16 protein-coding genes are annotated in these 15,076 nt (G+C 65.3%); 12 read left to right on the forward strand and 4 right to left on the reverse strand.

The features are described 5' to 3' along the window. Both hflX and CXR03_RS15615 read left to right on the forward strand, forming a co-directional pair. Positions 1-1,572, forward strand: a complete 1,572-nt coding sequence (hflX, locus tag CXR03_RS15610; protein WP_104104602.1) for a GTPase HflX — start codon at positions 1-3, stop codon at positions 1,570-1,572. Beyond that, positions 1,565-3,607 carry an ATP-dependent DNA helicase gene (locus tag CXR03_RS15615; RefSeq protein ID WP_104104603.1) on the forward strand — a complete coding sequence of 681 codons (2,043 nt, stop codon included), beginning with the start codon at positions 1,565-1,567 and terminating at the stop codon, positions 3,605-3,607. Before hflX ends, CXR03_RS15615 begins: the two co-directional genes overlap by 8 nt. Before the next feature lie 138 nt (positions 3,608-3,745). On the opposite strand, the gene lexA is transcribed toward CXR03_RS15615, so the two are convergent. Beyond that, positions 3,746-4,576, reverse strand: coding sequence for a transcriptional repressor LexA (gene lexA / locus CXR03_RS15620; RefSeq protein ID WP_258073686.1), 831 nt, complete (start codon positions 4,574-4,576; stop codon positions 3,746-3,748). 642 nt (positions 4,577-5,218) lie between these two features. Between lexA and CXR03_RS18740 the strand changes: the two genes are divergently transcribed. The 8 genes from CXR03_RS18740 to CXR03_RS15655 all read left to right on the forward strand — a co-directional run bounded on the left by CXR03_RS18740 (position 5,219) and on the right by CXR03_RS15655 (position 11,283). Next, complete coding sequence (locus CXR03_RS18740; RefSeq protein WP_258073687.1) at positions 5,219-5,473, forward strand: LysM peptidoglycan-binding domain-containing protein; 255 nt, start codon at positions 5,219-5,221, stop codon at positions 5,471-5,473. 225 nt (positions 5,474-5,698) lie between these two features. Next, positions 5,699-6,808, forward strand: coding sequence for a histidinol-phosphate transaminase (locus CXR03_RS15630; RefSeq protein ID WP_104104606.1), 1,110 nt, complete (start codon positions 5,699-5,701; stop codon positions 6,806-6,808). Positions 6,809-6,900: 92 nt separating this feature from the next. Then, positions 6,901-7,518: an imidazoleglycerol-phosphate dehydratase HisB gene (gene hisB, locus CXR03_RS15635; RefSeq protein ID WP_104055418.1), complete on the forward strand. Its 618-nt coding sequence runs from the start codon at positions 6,901-6,903 to the stop codon at positions 7,516-7,518. Further along, positions 7,515-8,150, forward strand: a complete 636-nt coding sequence (hisH, locus tag CXR03_RS15640; RefSeq protein WP_104104607.1) for an imidazole glycerol phosphate synthase subunit HisH — start codon at positions 7,515-7,517, stop codon at positions 8,148-8,150. Before hisB ends, hisH begins: the two co-directional genes overlap by 4 nt. A gap of 4 nt (positions 8,151-8,154) precedes the next feature. Continuing rightward, positions 8,155-8,313 carry a hypothetical protein gene (locus tag CXR03_RS18360; protein ID WP_181032386.1) on the forward strand — a complete coding sequence of 53 codons (159 nt, stop codon included), beginning with the start codon at positions 8,155-8,157 and terminating at the stop codon, positions 8,311-8,313. 38 nt (positions 8,314-8,351) lie between these two features. Then, positions 8,352-9,101 (forward strand): bifunctional 1-(5-phosphoribosyl)-5-((5-phosphoribosylamino)methylideneamino)imidazole-4-carboxamide isomerase/phosphoribosylanthranilate isomerase PriA, encoded by a 750-nt coding sequence (gene priA, locus CXR03_RS15645; RefSeq protein ID WP_104055420.1) that lies wholly within the window; start codon positions 8,352-8,354, stop codon positions 9,099-9,101. A gap of 5 nt (positions 9,102-9,106) precedes the next feature. Further along, positions 9,107-9,955 carry an SseB family protein gene (locus CXR03_RS15650; protein WP_104104608.1) on the forward strand — a complete coding sequence of 283 codons (849 nt, stop codon included), beginning with the start codon at positions 9,107-9,109 and terminating at the stop codon, positions 9,953-9,955. 35 nt (positions 9,956-9,990) lie between these two features. Further along, a complete protein-coding gene (locus tag CXR03_RS15655; protein WP_104104609.1) occupies positions 9,991-11,283 on the forward strand; it encodes an MFS transporter in 1,293 nt (430 codons plus the stop codon). Between the two features lie 82 nt (positions 11,284-11,365). Here the strand turns inward: CXR03_RS15655 and CXR03_RS15660 are convergent, their stop codons facing one another. The 3 genes from CXR03_RS15660 to CXR03_RS15670 all read right to left on the reverse strand — a co-directional run bounded on the left by CXR03_RS15660 (position 11,366) and on the right by CXR03_RS15670 (position 13,253). Then, the gene (locus CXR03_RS15660) at positions 11,366-11,899 is read right to left on the reverse strand and encodes a GNAT family N-acetyltransferase (RefSeq protein WP_104104610.1); all 534 of its coding nucleotides are present in this window, start codon (positions 11,897-11,899) and stop codon (positions 11,366-11,368) included. Between the two features lie 108 nt (positions 11,900-12,007). Next, positions 12,008-12,691, reverse strand: a complete 684-nt coding sequence (locus CXR03_RS15665) for a DUF1992 domain-containing protein (RefSeq protein WP_104104611.1) — start codon at positions 12,689-12,691, stop codon at positions 12,008-12,010. Between the two features lie 133 nt (positions 12,692-12,824). Then, positions 12,825-13,253 (reverse strand): DUF1844 domain-containing protein, encoded by a 429-nt coding sequence (locus tag CXR03_RS15670; protein ID WP_104055425.1) that lies wholly within the window; start codon positions 13,251-13,253, stop codon positions 12,825-12,827. Between the two features lie 372 nt (positions 13,254-13,625). Here CXR03_RS15670 and infC point away from each other — a divergent pair, with 372 nt between their 5' ends. Beyond that, entirely contained in the window at positions 13,626-14,651 is a 1,026-nt protein-coding gene (gene infC / locus CXR03_RS15675) for a translation initiation factor IF-3 (protein WP_258073710.1), read from the forward strand. Between the two features lie 115 nt (positions 14,652-14,766). Next, positions 14,767-14,961 carry a 50S ribosomal protein L35 gene (gene rpmI / locus CXR03_RS15680; protein ID WP_104055427.1) on the forward strand — a complete coding sequence of 65 codons (195 nt, stop codon included), beginning with the start codon at positions 14,767-14,769 and terminating at the stop codon, positions 14,959-14,961. Positions 14,962-15,076: the final 115 nt, after the last annotated feature.

The following is a 15,076-nucleotide window of genomic DNA, read 5'->3' on the forward strand; positions in this document are numbered from 1 at the left end:
ATGACGATCAACAATTCCCGTCCTGGCACGTCCGGTTCCGCTCAGCCCACACCGGAGCTGAGCCCCGAAGACATCCAGGGGGTCATTGACAGGATCCTCGCCAAGGAAAGCGCTGCGGAGGCCAAAGCCCCCGGCCGGGACGTCCCGCGGGGCAGAGCCCAGGCTCTCTCTTCCGAGGACGCCGGGCATTCAGTGCACGACGGCGACCAGGAAGACCTTCGCGAGCGGCACGCACTGCGGCGCGTGGCCGGCCTGTCCACCGAACTCGAAGACGTAACCGAAGTCGAGTACCGCCAGCTTCGCCTGGAGCGTGTGGTACTGGCCGGACTGTGGAGCGAAGGCACGGCGGCCGACGCCGAGAATTCCCTGCAGGAACTGGCAGCCCTCGCCGAAACGGCAGGCTCCGAGGTGCTCGACGGCGTCATCCAGCGCCGCCTGAAGCCGGATCCGGGAACGTTCCTGGGTTCGGGCAAGGCACAGGAGCTCAAGGATATTGTGGCTGCCACGGGCGCCGACACGGTCATTGTGGACAGCGAACTCTCGCCGTCCCAGCGGCGCGGCCTGGAGGACATCGTCAAGGTCAAGGTCATTGACCGTACGGCGCTGATCCTGGACATCTTCGCCCAGCATGCCAAGTCCCGCGAAGGTAAGGCCCAAGTGGAACTGGCCCAGCTTGAATACCTGCTGCCGCGACTGCGCGGCTGGGGCGAATCCATGTCCCGGCAGGCCGGTGGCCAGGTGGGCAGTGCCGGTGCCGGTATGGGTTCGCGCGGACCCGGTGAAACCAAGATTGAGCTGGACCGGCGGAAGATCCGCACCCGGATGGCCAAACTCCGCCGGGAAATCGCGGGCATGAAGCCTGCACGCGAAACCAAGCGGGCCAACCGGCAGCGCAATCAGGTTCCTTCGGTGGCTATCGCCGGGTACACCAACGCGGGCAAGTCGTCGCTCCTGAACCGGCTGACCGATGCCGGTGTCCTCGTCGAGAATGCGCTGTTCGCCACCCTGGACCCCACTATCCGCAAGGCACAGACCGAAGACGGGATCGGCTACACCCTGGCGGACACCGTCGGGTTTGTCCGGTCGCTGCCGACCCAGCTGGTGGAAGCCTTCCGCTCCACGCTGGAGGAAGTGGCGGACGCTGACCTGATCCTGCACGTCGTGGATGCCTCCCATCCTGACCCGGAGGGCCAGATTGCCGCCGTCCGCACTGTGCTGACGGATGTCGATGCCCGCAAGATCCCGGAAATCATCGTCCTGAACAAGGCCGATGCCGCCGATCCGTTTGTCCTGGAACGCCTCCGGCAGAAGGAACGCCGGCACGTGGTGGTCTCCGCCCGTACCGGTGAAGGCATTGACGAGCTGCTGCAGGCCATTTCCGAAGGAATTCCCCGCCCCGCGGTGGACCTGACGCTGATGGTTCCCTACGACCGCGGAGACGTGGTCTCTCGGCTGCACAGCCCGGACACTGAAATCCTGTCCGTGGACCACTCCGAAACGGGAACCCGGCTGCATGTCATGGTCCGCGAAGGCCTTGCTGCTGAACTGGAGCCGTTCGTCACCCATGAGTAAAGACACCACCGGCGAAGTCCTGGAACTTCTGGACACCGCCGTTGCCGGCATGGGCGGACAAAACCGCCCGGGCCAGCATGAAATGGCCCGACAGGTCGCGCAGGCCATAGACGAAGGAAAGCACCTGCTGGTTCAGGCGGGCACCGGAACCGGCAAATCGCTGGCCTATCTGGTGCCGCTGATCCATCACTCGTTGGAGAGCACCAAGCCGACGCTGGTGTCCACTGCAACGCTGGCCCTGCAGTCCCAGATTGTGGGCCGGGACCTGCCTCGGTTGCTCAAGACCCTTCAGCCGCAGCTCCCCCGCGAAGTGGACGTGGCACTGCTCAAGGGCCGCAGCAATTATGTCTGCCTGCACAAGACCGGCGGGGGATTTCCTGAAGAGGAAGATCCCGCCGGTGCCCTGTTCACGCTGGGAGATGACCATGGCGTCGCCCACCCTTCACCGGCTCCCACCTCGGCCATGGGCCGGGAAGTGGTCCGGCTGCGTGAATGGGCGGACGAAACTGACACCGGCGACCGGGATGATCTGGTCCCGGGTGTGAGTGACCGGGCCTGGCGGCAGGTATCGGTGACCTCCATGGAGTGCCTGGGAGCCCAGAAGTGTCCGGTCGCCGCTGAGTGCTTCAGCGAGCGTGCCCGCGCACAGGCCGCCGTGGCCGACGTCGTGATCACCAACCATGCCATGCTGGCGATTGCTGCCTTCGAAGGCCTGGCCGTGCTCCCGGACTATGACGTGGTGGTCATTGACGAGGCACACGAACTGCAGGACCGCGTCACCGGTGCCGTCACCGGCCAGCTCTCCGGCACGGTGATTACTGCCGCTGTTACCGCAGCGCGCAAACACACCTCTGCCAGCGTAGAGGAGCTGGCGCAGGCAGCACGTGCCTTTGAGCAGTCCATGGAGGGTGTTCCCTCCGGGCTGCTGGCGAGCGGACTGAATGAAGAGCAGGAACAGGCCGTGGGGCGCGTTCGCGAGGCCTGCCGAGTGGCGCTCTCTGATTCCAAGCCCGAGCCCGGGGAAACCGCAGACGGCGGCCGGCAAACGGCCCGTTCACGGCTTATGGCCGTGCTGACTGTCTGCGAGCGGCTGATCTCGGCACCGGCGGCCGGCGAGGTGATTTGGGCGTCCCGGCCCAGTTCCTTCTCCCCGTCGGGAGGTTTTTCGCCGCCCGACGAGACCGCCCCCGCCACCCTGAACGTTGCCCCGCTGTCAGTGGCGGGACGGCTGCGTGAAGGGTTGTTTGACGGGCACACCGTTGTCCTGACCTCGGCGACCCTGGCGATCGGCTCCGAGTTCGGGCCGGTGGCCGGTGCCCTGGGCCTGCTGGGTCCGGGTGCACCGTCCTGGACCGGAACCGACGTCGGCAGTCCCTTCGATTACCCGCGCCAGGGGATTCTGTATGTGGCCAAGGACCTGCCCAAGCCGGAGCGGGGCACCTCCGAGGCTCAGCTGGATGAAATCGAAGCGCTGCTTAAGGCCTCAAACGGCGGTGCGCTGGGCTTATTCTCCTCCCGGCGGGCGGCCGAAGATGCCGCCGATGCCATGCGCACCCGGGTGGATTTCCCCATCCTGTGCCAGGGGGAATCTTCCATGTCTTCACTGGTCAAGCAGTTCTCCGAAGAGCCGGACACCTGCCTCTTCGGCACCATGTCGCTATGGCAGGGCGTGGACGTTCCCGGAGCCGCGTGCCGGCTTGTCCTCATCGACCGCATCCCGTTTCCCCGTCCCGATGACCCGCTGATGACCGCCCGCACCCGAGCAGTGGCCAAGGCCGGAGGCAACGGGTTCATGTCCGTGGCCGCGACCCATGCCGCCGTGCGTCTGGCACAGGGCGCCGGGCGCCTGATTCGTGCGGCGGGGGACCGCGGTGTGGTGGCTGTCCTGGACTCCCGGCTGGCCACGGCCCGGTATGGGGGCTTCCTGCGCGCAGCCCTGCCGCCGTTCTGGTCCACCACGGACCGCTCCGTGGTGCTCTCGGTTTTGGGCCGGCTCGCAGAGCAGTCGGCGGCCGAGGAGCTGTCGGCGGGGTAGTCGGGCTGCGGACGTAACCGCGGCACTCTGCGGCCAGTGAGGCCGGGCAGCAAAGACATGGACACGCAAATGGCGGCCGGAAGATTTCCGGCCGCCATTTGCGTGCTTTCCGCTGCAGGGATCCCGCTGGGACGGCGGCTAAAGAGCGCGCATCACCGAGACAACTTTGCCCATGATGACGGCGTGGTCGCCCACGATGGGCTCGTACTGCGTGTTCTGCGGCAGCAGCCAGGTGTGGCCGTTGCGCTGCCGGAAGGTCTTGACCGTGGCTTCATCGTCGAGGAGGGCAGCCACAATGTCACCGTTCTCCGCCGTCGGCTGTCGGCGCACAACCACCCAGTCACCGTCGCAGATGGCGGCATCAACCATGGAGTCTCCCGAAACCTTCAGCATGAACAGGTCACCGTGTCCCACCAGCTGACGGGGCAGCGGCATGATGTCCTCCACCACCTGCTCCGCAAGGATGGGTCCGCCGGCGGCGATGCGGCCGACCAGCGGCACCATGGCGGTATCAACGGAGGTGGCAAGCTCGGTTACCGAGGCCAGCGCCGGGGCTGGGCCTGTGCCCTCTTCACGCTGGTCTCCGGCGCGCCCCGCAGCGCCGGCTGAAGGGCTGTTGTCCGTGCCGGAGCCGTGGCGCCCCGGCGCCTCTTCGGCTGCCGTGCCGGAGGATCCGTCACGGAGCATCAGCGGAATGAGGATTTCCATGGCGCGGGGGCGCTTCGGATCACGGCGGATGTAGCCGAGCTTCTCCAGCTGCATGAGCTGGTGGGTCACGCTGGACAGGCTGGCCAGGCCAACCGTGTCGCCGATTTCGCGCATGGTGGGCGGATAACCGTTGGTGCTCACGGACCGCTGAATCATCTCCAGGACGGTCTTCTGCCTGGGGGTGAGCCCCTTGGCGCGCGCACGGGTGCCTGTGGCAGCTGGTTTGTTGGTGCTGTCTTCGGAAGCAGTCCTGCGGGCCACGTCGGGTTCCCTTCGGGTCAGCTGGTCCCGGCAATGCCGGGGCTGGTCGGTAAATGTCTAATCGGGTACAAGCCGGGACGTTTTGGCCGTGCAAGCCGTTCCGGCGGTTATGTCAGAGGCAGCTGATTCAGTGATCCTGAGGAACCGCTCCGGCGCCTGGGCTTCGGCTCGATCCGCAGAACCTGTTGAAGGTTCCCTCTTGTCCTCAACGTTAAGCGAGCAGCGAGGCGTTTTCAAACATTTGTTCGAGCGAGTCTCGACTTTATTAGTAGATAGGTGCTAGAAATAACTCAGCAGAAATCGAACATACTTTCGACAGCCGCCCTCAGCGGAGGTTCGGGTAGGTCGATCAGCTTCCAATCGTTCGAATATGGCTTCGGGTATTTCCCGCAGCGGTCGAACCGGAAAGGCGTTGCCATGACAACCCAAACAGTCCCGACAGCTCGCACAGCTGATTCAAGTCATACAGCTGCATCAAACACAGCTGCATCAAACACAGCTGCATCAAACACAGCTGCTTCAAACACAGCTCCCTCACGGCACCTCCATTCTTCCCGGCCTTCAGGTCCTTCCCTGCCGGTCAAGACGAACTCTCTGCACCTGACCCGCAGGGGCCGTCTGGTTTTCATCGGCCTCCCGCTGATGCTCGCCGCGGCGGCTGCGCTCATTGTGCTGGGATTCTTCACCGCACCCGCCATGGCCTCCAGCGGGGGGCCGGACGTGACGAGAACCGTCCAGGTCAGTGTGGGTGCGGGTGAGTCCCTGTGGGGCCTGGCGCAGGAGTTCGCTCCTGAGCGTGACCCGCGGGATGTCATGGAAGACATCATGGAACTCAACAACCTGACCGAATCCCGCCTCATCGTTGGTGCTCAGCTTTACATTCCCGTTGAACGCTGAGCCTGCAACAACGCTGACCCCGCAACAACGCTGAGTCCGCAACAACGCTGACTCTGCAACGCTCAGTCCTCAACAACGCTGAGCCCGCAACGCTCAGTCCTCAACACCCCGGGACGAAGCACCCAGAGCCAAACAAGTCAGTGCTCAACAACGCGGGACGTAACAAGGCAGGGCGTGCAGCCCGCAGATTCTTCCCGCTCCGCCTTCGAGTCTTAAGCTGTACAGGTGACTGAACAGCTGGCGAGACTTAACCGACTTCCTCTGCGCGATGACCTCCGCGGACTGACGCCCTATGGCGCACCCCAGTTGGATGTGCCCATCCTGCTGAATGTCAACGAGAATACGCATGGCCTGCCGAAATCCGTGCGGGAGGCGATTGCGATCTCCGTGGAGCGGGCCGTGGCCGGCCTGAACCGCTACCCGGACCGGGAATTCACGGAACTGCGGGACCGGCTTGCCGCTTACCTCGGCCATGGACTGACCTCCGAAAATATCTGGGCCGGGAACGGCTCGAACGAGGTCCTGCAGCAGATTCTCCAGGCGTTCGGCGGTCCCGGACGGACGGCCATGAGTTTCCCGCCCACTTATTCCATGTATCCGCTGCTCGCCAGCGGCACCGGCACCCGCTACGTCACGGGACGCCGAAGCGACGACTTCGGGCTTACGGCTGAGTCAGCTGCAGAACAGGTTCGCGCCGAGGCGCCGAACATCGTCTTCCTTTGCACTCCGAACAACCCCACCGGCACAGCACTTTCACTGGATGTTGTGGAGGCGGTCTACGAGGCGGGGGCCGCGTCACACGCCATCGTGATCGTGGATGAGGCCTACGGCGAGTTCTTCCATGCCGGCACTCCGAGCGCCCTGGAACTGCTGCCGGGACGCGAGCGCCTGATCGTCTCACGCACTATGAGCAAAGCCTTTGCGCTCGCCGGAGCCCGGATCGGCTACATGGCAGCCGCCCCCGAGGTTACCGATGCCCTCCGCCTGGTGCGGCTGCCCTACCACCTGTCCGCCATCACGCAGGCCACTGCCAACGCTGCACTGGAACACGCAGATGCTTTGCTGGCCAACGTTGAGGACATCAAGGTTCAGCGCGACCGCATTGTCTCCGAGCTGCAGGATCTGGGTCTGAAGCCCGCCCCCTCAGACGCGAACTTCGTCTTTTTCGGCGGAATGGAGGATCCCCGGGCAGTCTGGGAAGGCCTGCTGGAGGCAGGCGTCCTGGTGCGCGACGTCGGGATCCCCGGCCATCTGCGTGTCACCGCCGGCACGGAGCCGGAGACCAGCGCCTTCCTCGCCCGGCTCCGCGAACTGCTGGCCGCCGGCATCCGGTAGCTGGGCCGGGGCGCCCACGCTGCCGGCCGGAACAGCACCGGCCGGCAGACACTAAACTGTTAGCAGAGACCATCTTCTTTCAAAGGAAAACCATGACCGTGGAAACCACCACCGGCCGCACAGCCCGCCTCGAACGGGTTACCAGTGAATCGTCAGTGGTAGTGGAGCTGGACCTGGATGGAACCGGCCAGTCCAACATCAGCACGTCCGTGCCGTTCTATGACCACATGCTGACAGCCCTGGCCAAGCATTCCCTAATGGATCTCACGGTCCAGGCGACCGGTGACACCCACATCGATGTCCACCACACCGTCGAGGACATCGCCATCAGCATCGGCGAGGCGCTGAAGACGGCGCTGGGCAACAAGGCCGGGATCCGGCGCTTCGGCGAAGCAACGGTTCCGCTGGATGAGGCACTGGCCAATGCAGTGGTGGACATCTCCGGTAGGCCTTATCTCGTGCACACGGGGGAGCCGGCAGGACAGGAATACCACCTGATCGGCGGGCACTTCACCGGCTCGCTTACCCGCCATGTCTTTGAAGCGATCACCCTGCACGCCCAGATCTGCCTGCACATGACCGTCCTCGGAGGTCGCGACCCCCACCACATCGTGGAGGCCCAGTTCAAGGCCTTCGCCCGGGCGCTGCGTGCTGCCGTGGAATCGGATCCCCGCGTCGAGGGCATCCCCTCCACCAAGGGTGCCCTGTGAGCCGCAATGTCACAGTCCTGGACTATGGCTCCGGAAACATCCGGTCAGCTGTCCGCGCCCTGGAACATGTCGGAGCCAATGTCACCCTGAGCTCCAAATCCGCCGACGTTCTGAACGCCGACGGGCTGCTGGTGCCAGGCGTCGGCGCCTTTGCCGCGGTTATGCAGGGCCTGAAAGAGGTTGACGCGCTGCGCCTGATTGGTCGCCGCATTGCCGGCGGACGTCCCGTGATGGGCATCTGCGTAGGCCTTCAGGTCCTCTTCGACGAGGGCGTGGAGCACGGCGTGCGGACTCCCGGAATGGGGGAGTGGCCCGGAGTGGTGGAACGCCTGGACGCCGAAGTGGTGCCGCACATGGGGTGGAACACCGTGGAGCCGCCGTCTGGTTCCGAGCTTTTCGCCGGCATCGAGGATGAGCGGTTCTACTTTGTGCACAGCTACGGCGTGCAGAAATGGGACTTCGACGTGACCCAGCCCGCCATGCGCGCACCCCAGGTCACCTGGGCCGAGCACGGCAGCCGCTTCATTGCCGCTGTGGAGAACGGTCCGCTGACCGCAACACAGTTCCATCCGGAAAAGTCCGGTGACGCCGGTGCGGCGCTGCTGGAAAACTGGCTGAAGACGCTGGGTTAGGGCTATGTGGAGCGTCATCCTGATGGGCCTTGCCGGAATTCTGATCGGCGGCGCCATTTCCTTCCGCCGCCAGGGCATGTCCAAAATCATCACCATTAGTTTCTGGGTCCTTGCGGGAATGTCCCTGCTCGGCGCCTACCTCCTGATCGACAGCAGCGTCTGACCAATCGCCGCTGCCGGAATTCCCACGGAAAGCAAAACATGTCACTTGTTGAAACACCCGTCCTTGAACTTCTGCCCGCCGTTGACGTAGCTGACGGCCAGGCCGTCCGCCTGGTTCAGGGTGAAGCCGGCAGCGAAACCAGCTACGGCGATCCGCTCGATGCGGCCATGGCCTGGCAGAACGACGGCGCCGCCTGGGTTCATTTGGTGGACCTCGACGCAGCCTTCGGCCGCGGCTCCAACCTGCCCCTGCTCAAACGCGTTGTTGACCAGCTGGACATCAAGGTGGAGCTGTCCGGCGGCATCCGCGATGACGCGTCCCTGGACATGGCCCTGGAACTGGGCGCCAGCCGCGTGAATCTGGGCACCGCAGCATTGGAAAACCCGGAGTGGACCGCCAGCGCCATCGCCCGCTACGGCGAGGCCATCGCCGTCGGCCTCGATGTCCGCGGCACCACCCTGGCAGCCCGCGGCTGGACCAAGGAAGGCGGCGACCTGTGGGAGGTCCTGGCCCGTCTGGAAGACGCCGGCTGCCCGCGCTACGTAGTCACCGACGTCACCAAGGACGGAACCCTGCGCGGACCGAACCTTGAACTCCTGCGCGAGGTGCTGCAGCGCACCGACCGCCCCGTGGTCGCCTCCGGCGGCATCTCGTCCCTGGATGACCTGGCCGCTCTGCGCGAACTTGTTCCCCTGGGCCTGGAAGGCACGATTGTGGGCAAGGCCCTCTATGCCGGCGCCTTCACCCTGCCGCAGGCCTTCGACATCGCCGGCCATCCGGAGCGCTAGGACCCATGGCTGAGCGCGCCCTTCCCGGCCACATTGCCGCCGCCCTCGCCGGGGCAGGCGGTCCGGCCGATTCCGCCGGGCAGTCCTGGGCCGGCCGGGACCTCTCCGGCGACGGCAACCCGCTCCATAATTTCGACGCCGACGACGGCAGCGCCGATGCCGGCTACCTCGCAGCGCTGGCTGCGCTGGAGGACGGCAGCGGCACCGAAGCACAGGTGGTGGCCACGCTGGCCACCGCCCGGGTGTTTGTCCCCATTGTCGCCAGCCTGGCCGAGGAAGCGGAATCCGATCACGGCCTGGTTGCGGACAAGGAAGCAGACATGGCGCTGGTCACACTGACGGCGCCGGACGGACGCAAGGCCCTGCCGGTGTTTACGTCCGTTCCTGCGCTGCAGAACTGGCATCCGAAGGCCCGTCCGGTTGCTGTGTACGCCGCACGTGCGGCGCTCTCAGCCGTATCGGAAGAGGCGCAGCTGCTGGTGGTGGACCCCGGCGCGGACATTACCTTCGTGGTGCGCCGCCCGGCCCTGTGGGCCCTGGCCCGGCAGCGGGACTGGACTCCGTCCTACGCGGACCAGGAAGTCGCCCGGGCCGTGTCCGCTGCGGTCGACGTCGAACCGTCCGTTACCGGAGTTGAGCTTGTCCAGGGCCCGGCAACGGCCACCCGGTCGGCGCGCGGAACGGTCATCGCCGGAGGCGGTGCCGGTCCTGAGCTTAGAATGGTTCTTCACCTGGCACCGGGACTGGATGCGCAGGCGGTGCAGGGCATCGCCGGATTGCTGCAGCAACGGCTCGCTGCCGATCCTTTATTTGTTGAGCGCGTGGATTCACTGGAACTCAAGATCACGCGCTGACCCGTTGGGCGGGGGACCGCCGGAAGAGATGTGCTGTGAATTTTGCCTCTTACGGGGAGCTGCTCCGTGTCGCCCCGATCCGCCGGCTGCTGCTGGTTGGAATGATTGCCCGGTTCCCGCACTCGGCGGCCGGAGTGCTGCTGACCCTGCACGTGGTCATGACCATGGACATGGGATATGCAAAGGCCGGCGCTGTAGCTGCCGTGGTTACGGTGGGCATCGCCTTCGGCGCCCCGTGGCGCGGCCGCCGGGTGGACAATGTGGGCCTGCGCCGGGCCCTGATTCCCTCAGTTATTTCCGAGGCGGTCATCTGGTCCATCGCTCCGCACGCCAGCTATGAGTGGCTGCTGGTGCTGGCACTGATCGGCGGCGTCTTCACGCTTCCAGTCTTCAGCGTGGTGCGGCAGTCCCTGGGCGTGATGGCAACGGGAGAGCAGCGCCGAACGGCCTTTGCCCTGGACTCCATCGCCACCGAGCTTGTCTTCATGGGCGGACCGGCGCTGGGTGCCATCCTTGCCACCTCGCTCTCCTCCGTGGTGGGACTGACCCTGGTGGGAATTTCGACGTCGCTCGCCGGCCTGCTCCTGATCTGGTTCAACCCGCCCACCCGGTCCGAGAATCCGCAGGACGCCGCCACCGAGGTCCAGGAGCGGGAAGCCGCCAATGCTGCCGTCGTGGCTGCAGCTCCCGCACACCTGGCGGAGGCTTCCGCGGAGCTTCAGCCGCTGGCTGTGCTGAGCCGCAGGGCGCGGCTGCGTTCGGGTTTCTCCTGGTTCACGCTCAGCGTGGCCGTGGTTTTTGCCGTGGCGGTGGGCGCGGGACTGCTGCTGGCCAGTTCCGACGTCGGGATCGTGGCACTGGTGGAATCCTCCGGGAACCCGCAGGAAGTGGGAATCGTTTTTGCCGCCTGGTGCGCCGCGTCCGTGGTGGGCGGGCTGGTCTACGGGTCAATGCGCCGCCGGATTTCTCCGATGCTGCTGCTACTGGCGATGGCCGTTCTGACTCTTCCCATGGCCCTGGCCACGGACACGATGAGTTTGGCGCTGCTGTCCATTCCGGCCGGACTGCTCTGCGCCCCGGTGCTGTCCGCGGCGTCCGAACGCGTGGCCGACCTCGTGTCCGAAGAGCGCCGGGGCGAAGCCATGGGCTGGTACGGTTCCGCGCTCACCTCCGGCACGGCTCTCGGCGCTCCGCTGGCCGGTGCCGCCATTGACCTCGTGGGCCCGTGGGCAGGCTTTGCCTTCGCCGGGACCTCCGCGTCGCTGCTGGTGCTGGTCACCCTGGCCGTACGAAAGTTCAGCCGGCGCGGCGAGCTCTCAGCGGTGTAACCCTCGGCGGGGACCTGCACGGCAGCCTCGGAGGCAAATCCCCAGTACCCGGCGGGTCATCAAACTTTCGGGGCGGGTGCAGTTAGCCGCCGCTGTCCAGGCACGAATAGACAGCCACGTCCATGCGCCGATTCCCCACCGGCAGCGCGGCGCGCAGGACACCGTCCAAGGCGAAGCCCAGCCGCTTGGCCACTGCCGTACTCCGCTGGTTGTCAGCAACCGTTCGGATCTCCATCCGAAGCATGCCGGCTTTCCGGGCGTGCTCCAGCAATGCCCGGCAGGAACGGGTCACGGCGCCCCTGCCTTCATAGTCCGCGTCGATCCAATAGCCCAGCTCCGCGGTTTTCAGGTAGGAGTTGAGCCGCACGGACGCGGCGCCAATCAGCGAATCCCCACAAATGATTACGGCGGGAAGTACGGTTCCGGCAACGAAGTCCGCAAGCTGTGCGCGGGTGAAATCCACCGACCCTGACAAGGTCTGTTCCTCATGAGCCCAGGGTTCCCAGGGTTGGAGCCGGTCCAGGTTTCGAAGCGTCAGCTGATGCATCTCCTCGGCCGTGTCCAGCGTGCGCAGTCCTAGGGAAAAGCCGCCGCCGATGTCATGGGTGAAGTGCATGAGGTGGATTCTGCCATGCCGGCCGATGGACGCAGCGGTGCAGCTCCTCAGCGTGTCCACCGCCGGCTTGAGCGTGTCCAGCGGCGCCCTTTCCGGTGCGTTCAGAGGTCAGGCATTGGCCTGCGGGCCGCGCAACCGGGCGCGCAGCCGTCCGCTCATACGGTGCACCCAGCCGCGGAGGCCTGGCTGCTGCGCCTTGCCCGCGACTGCGCTTCCGCCGGCTTTTTCAAATCGGATTACGGGGCCCTCCTCGGTCGTGCCTCCCTGCAGTCCGCGCCGTGCCCGCCAGCCGAGCACCTCTTCGTCAGCGTTACGGAGCTTGGTGATGACGGGAGGCCCGCCCTGCAACTGGCGGCGTGCGTCGATGACGCGGACGTTGAAATCCTCTACGGCGTCGCGCACCTGGCGTTCGGACGGGAGCTGATCCAGCCGCTCCTCGAATTTCTCGTCCTCAACGCGCAGCAGCAGAGCCGGCGGCCCCAGCCCGCTGATATTCTCCCGTTTGATCAGCCGCTTGATCCACCAATCCGGGTCGGGATCATCAAGGCCGGGAATCGGCTTGCCGGCGTACTGCAGATTGTCGAACTCCCCGCGCCCCATGGCGTCCCTGATGAGGTAATCCGCCTTCTGCGCCTCACTGAACTTCCGGCGTTTCTCGAGTGCTTCCTCGGATTCCGAGGCGCCCAGGCCCTCGGGCAGTTTGTATCCGCCTGCTTCGGCTGTTCCGGCGGCTTTGAGCCGTGCCGCCTGTTCCAAACGTTTCCGGTAACCTTCCGCACCGCCGCCGGCCATTGCGCGTCACCGCCTCCCGTTATGCGTCCCAATGAACGTCCCGTTCAGGTTACTCAACCGGCACGGGCACAGAAAAGCCCGGCGGGCCTGCCAGAAACGGCGGGCCCACCGGGCTCAGGGGAAAACGGAGGAACTAGTTGACGGGACCGGTGAACTTCTCGCCCGGACCCTTGCCCGGAGCGTCCTGAATTTCGGAGGCCTCGCGGAAAGCCAGCTGGAGCGAACGCAGTCCGTCACGCAACGGTCCGGCATGCTGGCTGCCAATCTCAGGTGCGGCGGCAGTCACAAAACCGGCCAGGGCCGTAATCAGCTTGCGGGCCTCATCCAGGTCCTTCAGCTCCTCGGCGTCCTCGCCGTCGGCCAAACCGCACTTGACGGCCGCAGCGCTCATCAGGTGAACGGCAGCGGTGGTGATAACTTCAATAGCGGGAACCTCGGCGATATCGCGCATCTGGGCCGCCACTTCCTGCTCTTCAGCGGACGGGGCGTGCACCTCTTCCGTGGTTCCGGGGAAAGAATGGCGGGTGTGCTCGCCCGCCGGGTTGCTCTGTGGGGTACTCATACTGGTAAGCTTGTCACAGACCGACTGGTTGACGTTACTTTCAGCGCCTTTAGCAGGCACCGCCCTTCATCGAGCGGATGTTGAGAGTCTCACATCAGCCAGTATGCAAGCGGAGACTCCTCCCACCCGCGTCAGCCTGAATCTTCAGTCCACGTGCCCTAGGGCGCCTGTGCAGTAGCAGAGTTGCCGGGTATGGTCGGCCCCCGGTGGGGGTCAGGCATTGCCTGGCCAACCAACCCGGGAGGTTGCTGCTGATGCGGCACCCGCCGACCCCTCGAGGCCTCCGATTGCGCGTGCAATTGGGGGCCTTCTTCAGTTGCAGGCGGTAGCCGTTTTGAATCAAACAGGAGCTGCAACATTAGCGAGCCAAGAATCAATGATCGAATCCGCGTCCCTGAGGTGCGGCTGGTAGGACCGGCTGGAGAGCAAGTTGGGGTTGTCCGTATCGAAGACGCCCTGCGTCTCGCTGCCGAATCCGACCTGGATCTTGTTGAGGTGGCACCGCAGGCTAAGCCTCCGGTGTGCAAACTAATGGACTTCGGCAAGTACAAGTACGAAGCCGCCGTCAAGGCCCGTGAGGCACGCAAGAATCAGACGAACACCGTCCTGAAGGAAATCCGGTTCCGCCTGAAGATTGACACCCACGACTACGAAACCAAGCGCGGGCACGCCATGCGCTTCCTTGCAGCCGGTGACAAGGTCAAGGCCATGATCCAGTTCCGCGGCCGCGAACAGCAGCGTCCGGAAATGGGCATGAAGCTGCTGAACAAGTTCGCAGCCGACGTCGCCGAGGTGGGTGTGGTTGAGTCCACTCCGCGCATCGACGGCCGCAACATGGTCATGGTTATCGGCCCGCTGAAGAACAAGGCCGAGGCCAAAGCCGAAGCACGCCGTGCAACGCAGCGCGCTGACGCCAAGGCAGCCAACGAGGCCGCCAAGAACGGCGAGGCTCCTGCTCGGGTGGATACTTCCGCCGAGAACAAGGCTCCCCTGACGCAGAGCCTGGCAGATCTTCTGCCGGACGGCCTGCGGCTGGGTTCCTCCGCTGCGGAGGCCGATAAGGCGCGCGCAGAGAAGGAAATAGCTGACAAGGAAATGGCCGAGAAGCGGGCACAGGCAGCAGCCGAGAAGGCCGCATCCGACGCTCGCCGCGCAGCTCAGGCTGCCAAGGCTCCGGCTCCGCAGCCGGCCGCTGAAACGCCGGCAGCTCCGGCCGCACCCGCTGAAGCTAAGCCTGCAGCCGCCCCGAAGCCGGCCGCAGTGCCCAAGCCCACGGCAATGAAGCCTGCACCGAAGCCCGCTGCCCGGCCCAAGCCGGCTGCTGCGCCCAAACCTGCTGGCAAGGCTGCTCCTTCACGGGGTGCAGCAAGCCAGAACAAGCCCGGAACTGCAGAGTAAGTCTCAGCTTTTCCTGCAGGACGTCCCGGCGTCCAGTAACAACCCCTGGCATCTGTAAAGGTGCCCAAAGCCCCGCGGGTCCAGGCCCGCGGAAACCTAAAGGAGATCGGTAGTCATGCCGAAGATGAAGACCCACAGTGGCGCCAAGAAGCGCTTCAAGCTGACCGGAACCGGCAAGCTCAAGCGCCAGCAGGCCAACCGCCGCCACTACCTCGAGCACAAGCCGTCCACGCTGACGCGCCGCCTCGCCAGTGACAAGCTTGTTGCCCCGGCAGATGCCAAGGTCATCAAGAAGATGCTGGGCATCTAGTCTTTCCCCCTCGACAGGCGGCCCGTCCGGGCCGCCGTCACCCCACCAAGCTTTTCCGGGCCTGAGTACCAGGCAAGAGCACCTCGCGGTGCACGGAAGATTTATCTAAAGGAGT

This window comes from Arthrobacter sp. 08Y14 (genome assembly GCF_002929455.1).
Classification (GTDB): domain Bacteria; phylum Actinomycetota; class Actinomycetes; order Actinomycetales; family Micrococcaceae; genus Arthrobacter_B; species Arthrobacter_B sunyaminii.

Excerpts from the sequence above, each read along its gene's own strand:
- hflX (WP_104104602.1), top strand. The coding sequence starts at position 1 with ATGACGATCAACAATTCCCGTCCTGGCACGTCCGGTTCCGCTCAGCCC.
- CXR03_RS15615 (WP_104104603.1), top strand. The coding sequence starts at position 1,565 with ATGAGTAAAGACACCACCGGCGAAGTCCTGGAACTTCTGGACACCGCC.
- CXR03_RS18740 (WP_258073687.1), top strand. The coding sequence starts at position 5,219 with ATGCTCGCCGCGGCGGCTGCGCTCATTGTGCTGGGATTCTTCACCGCA.
- hisB (WP_104055418.1), top strand. The coding sequence starts at position 6,901 with ATGACCGTGGAAACCACCACCGGCCGCACAGCCCGCCTCGAACGGGTT.
- CXR03_RS18360 (WP_181032386.1), top strand. The coding sequence starts at position 8,155 with ATGTGGAGCGTCATCCTGATGGGCCTTGCCGGAATTCTGATCGGCGGC.
- priA (WP_104055420.1), top strand. The coding sequence starts at position 8,352 with ATGTCACTTGTTGAAACACCCGTCCTTGAACTTCTGCCCGCCGTTGAC.
- CXR03_RS15650 (WP_104104608.1), top strand. The coding sequence starts at position 9,107 with ATGGCTGAGCGCGCCCTTCCCGGCCACATTGCCGCCGCCCTCGCCGGG.
- CXR03_RS15660 (WP_104104610.1), bottom strand. The coding sequence starts at position 11,899 with ATGCACTTCACCCATGACATCGGCGGCGGCTTTTCCCTAGGACTGCGC.
- CXR03_RS15665 (WP_104104611.1), bottom strand. The coding sequence starts at position 12,691 with ATGGCCGGCGGCGGTGCGGAAGGTTACCGGAAACGTTTGGAACAGGCG.
- CXR03_RS15670 (WP_104055425.1), bottom strand. The coding sequence starts at position 13,253 with ATGAGTACCCCACAGAGCAACCCGGCGGGCGAGCACACCCGCCATTCT.
- rpmI (WP_104055427.1), top strand. The coding sequence starts at position 14,767 with ATGCCGAAGATGAAGACCCACAGTGGCGCCAAGAAGCGCTTCAAGCTG.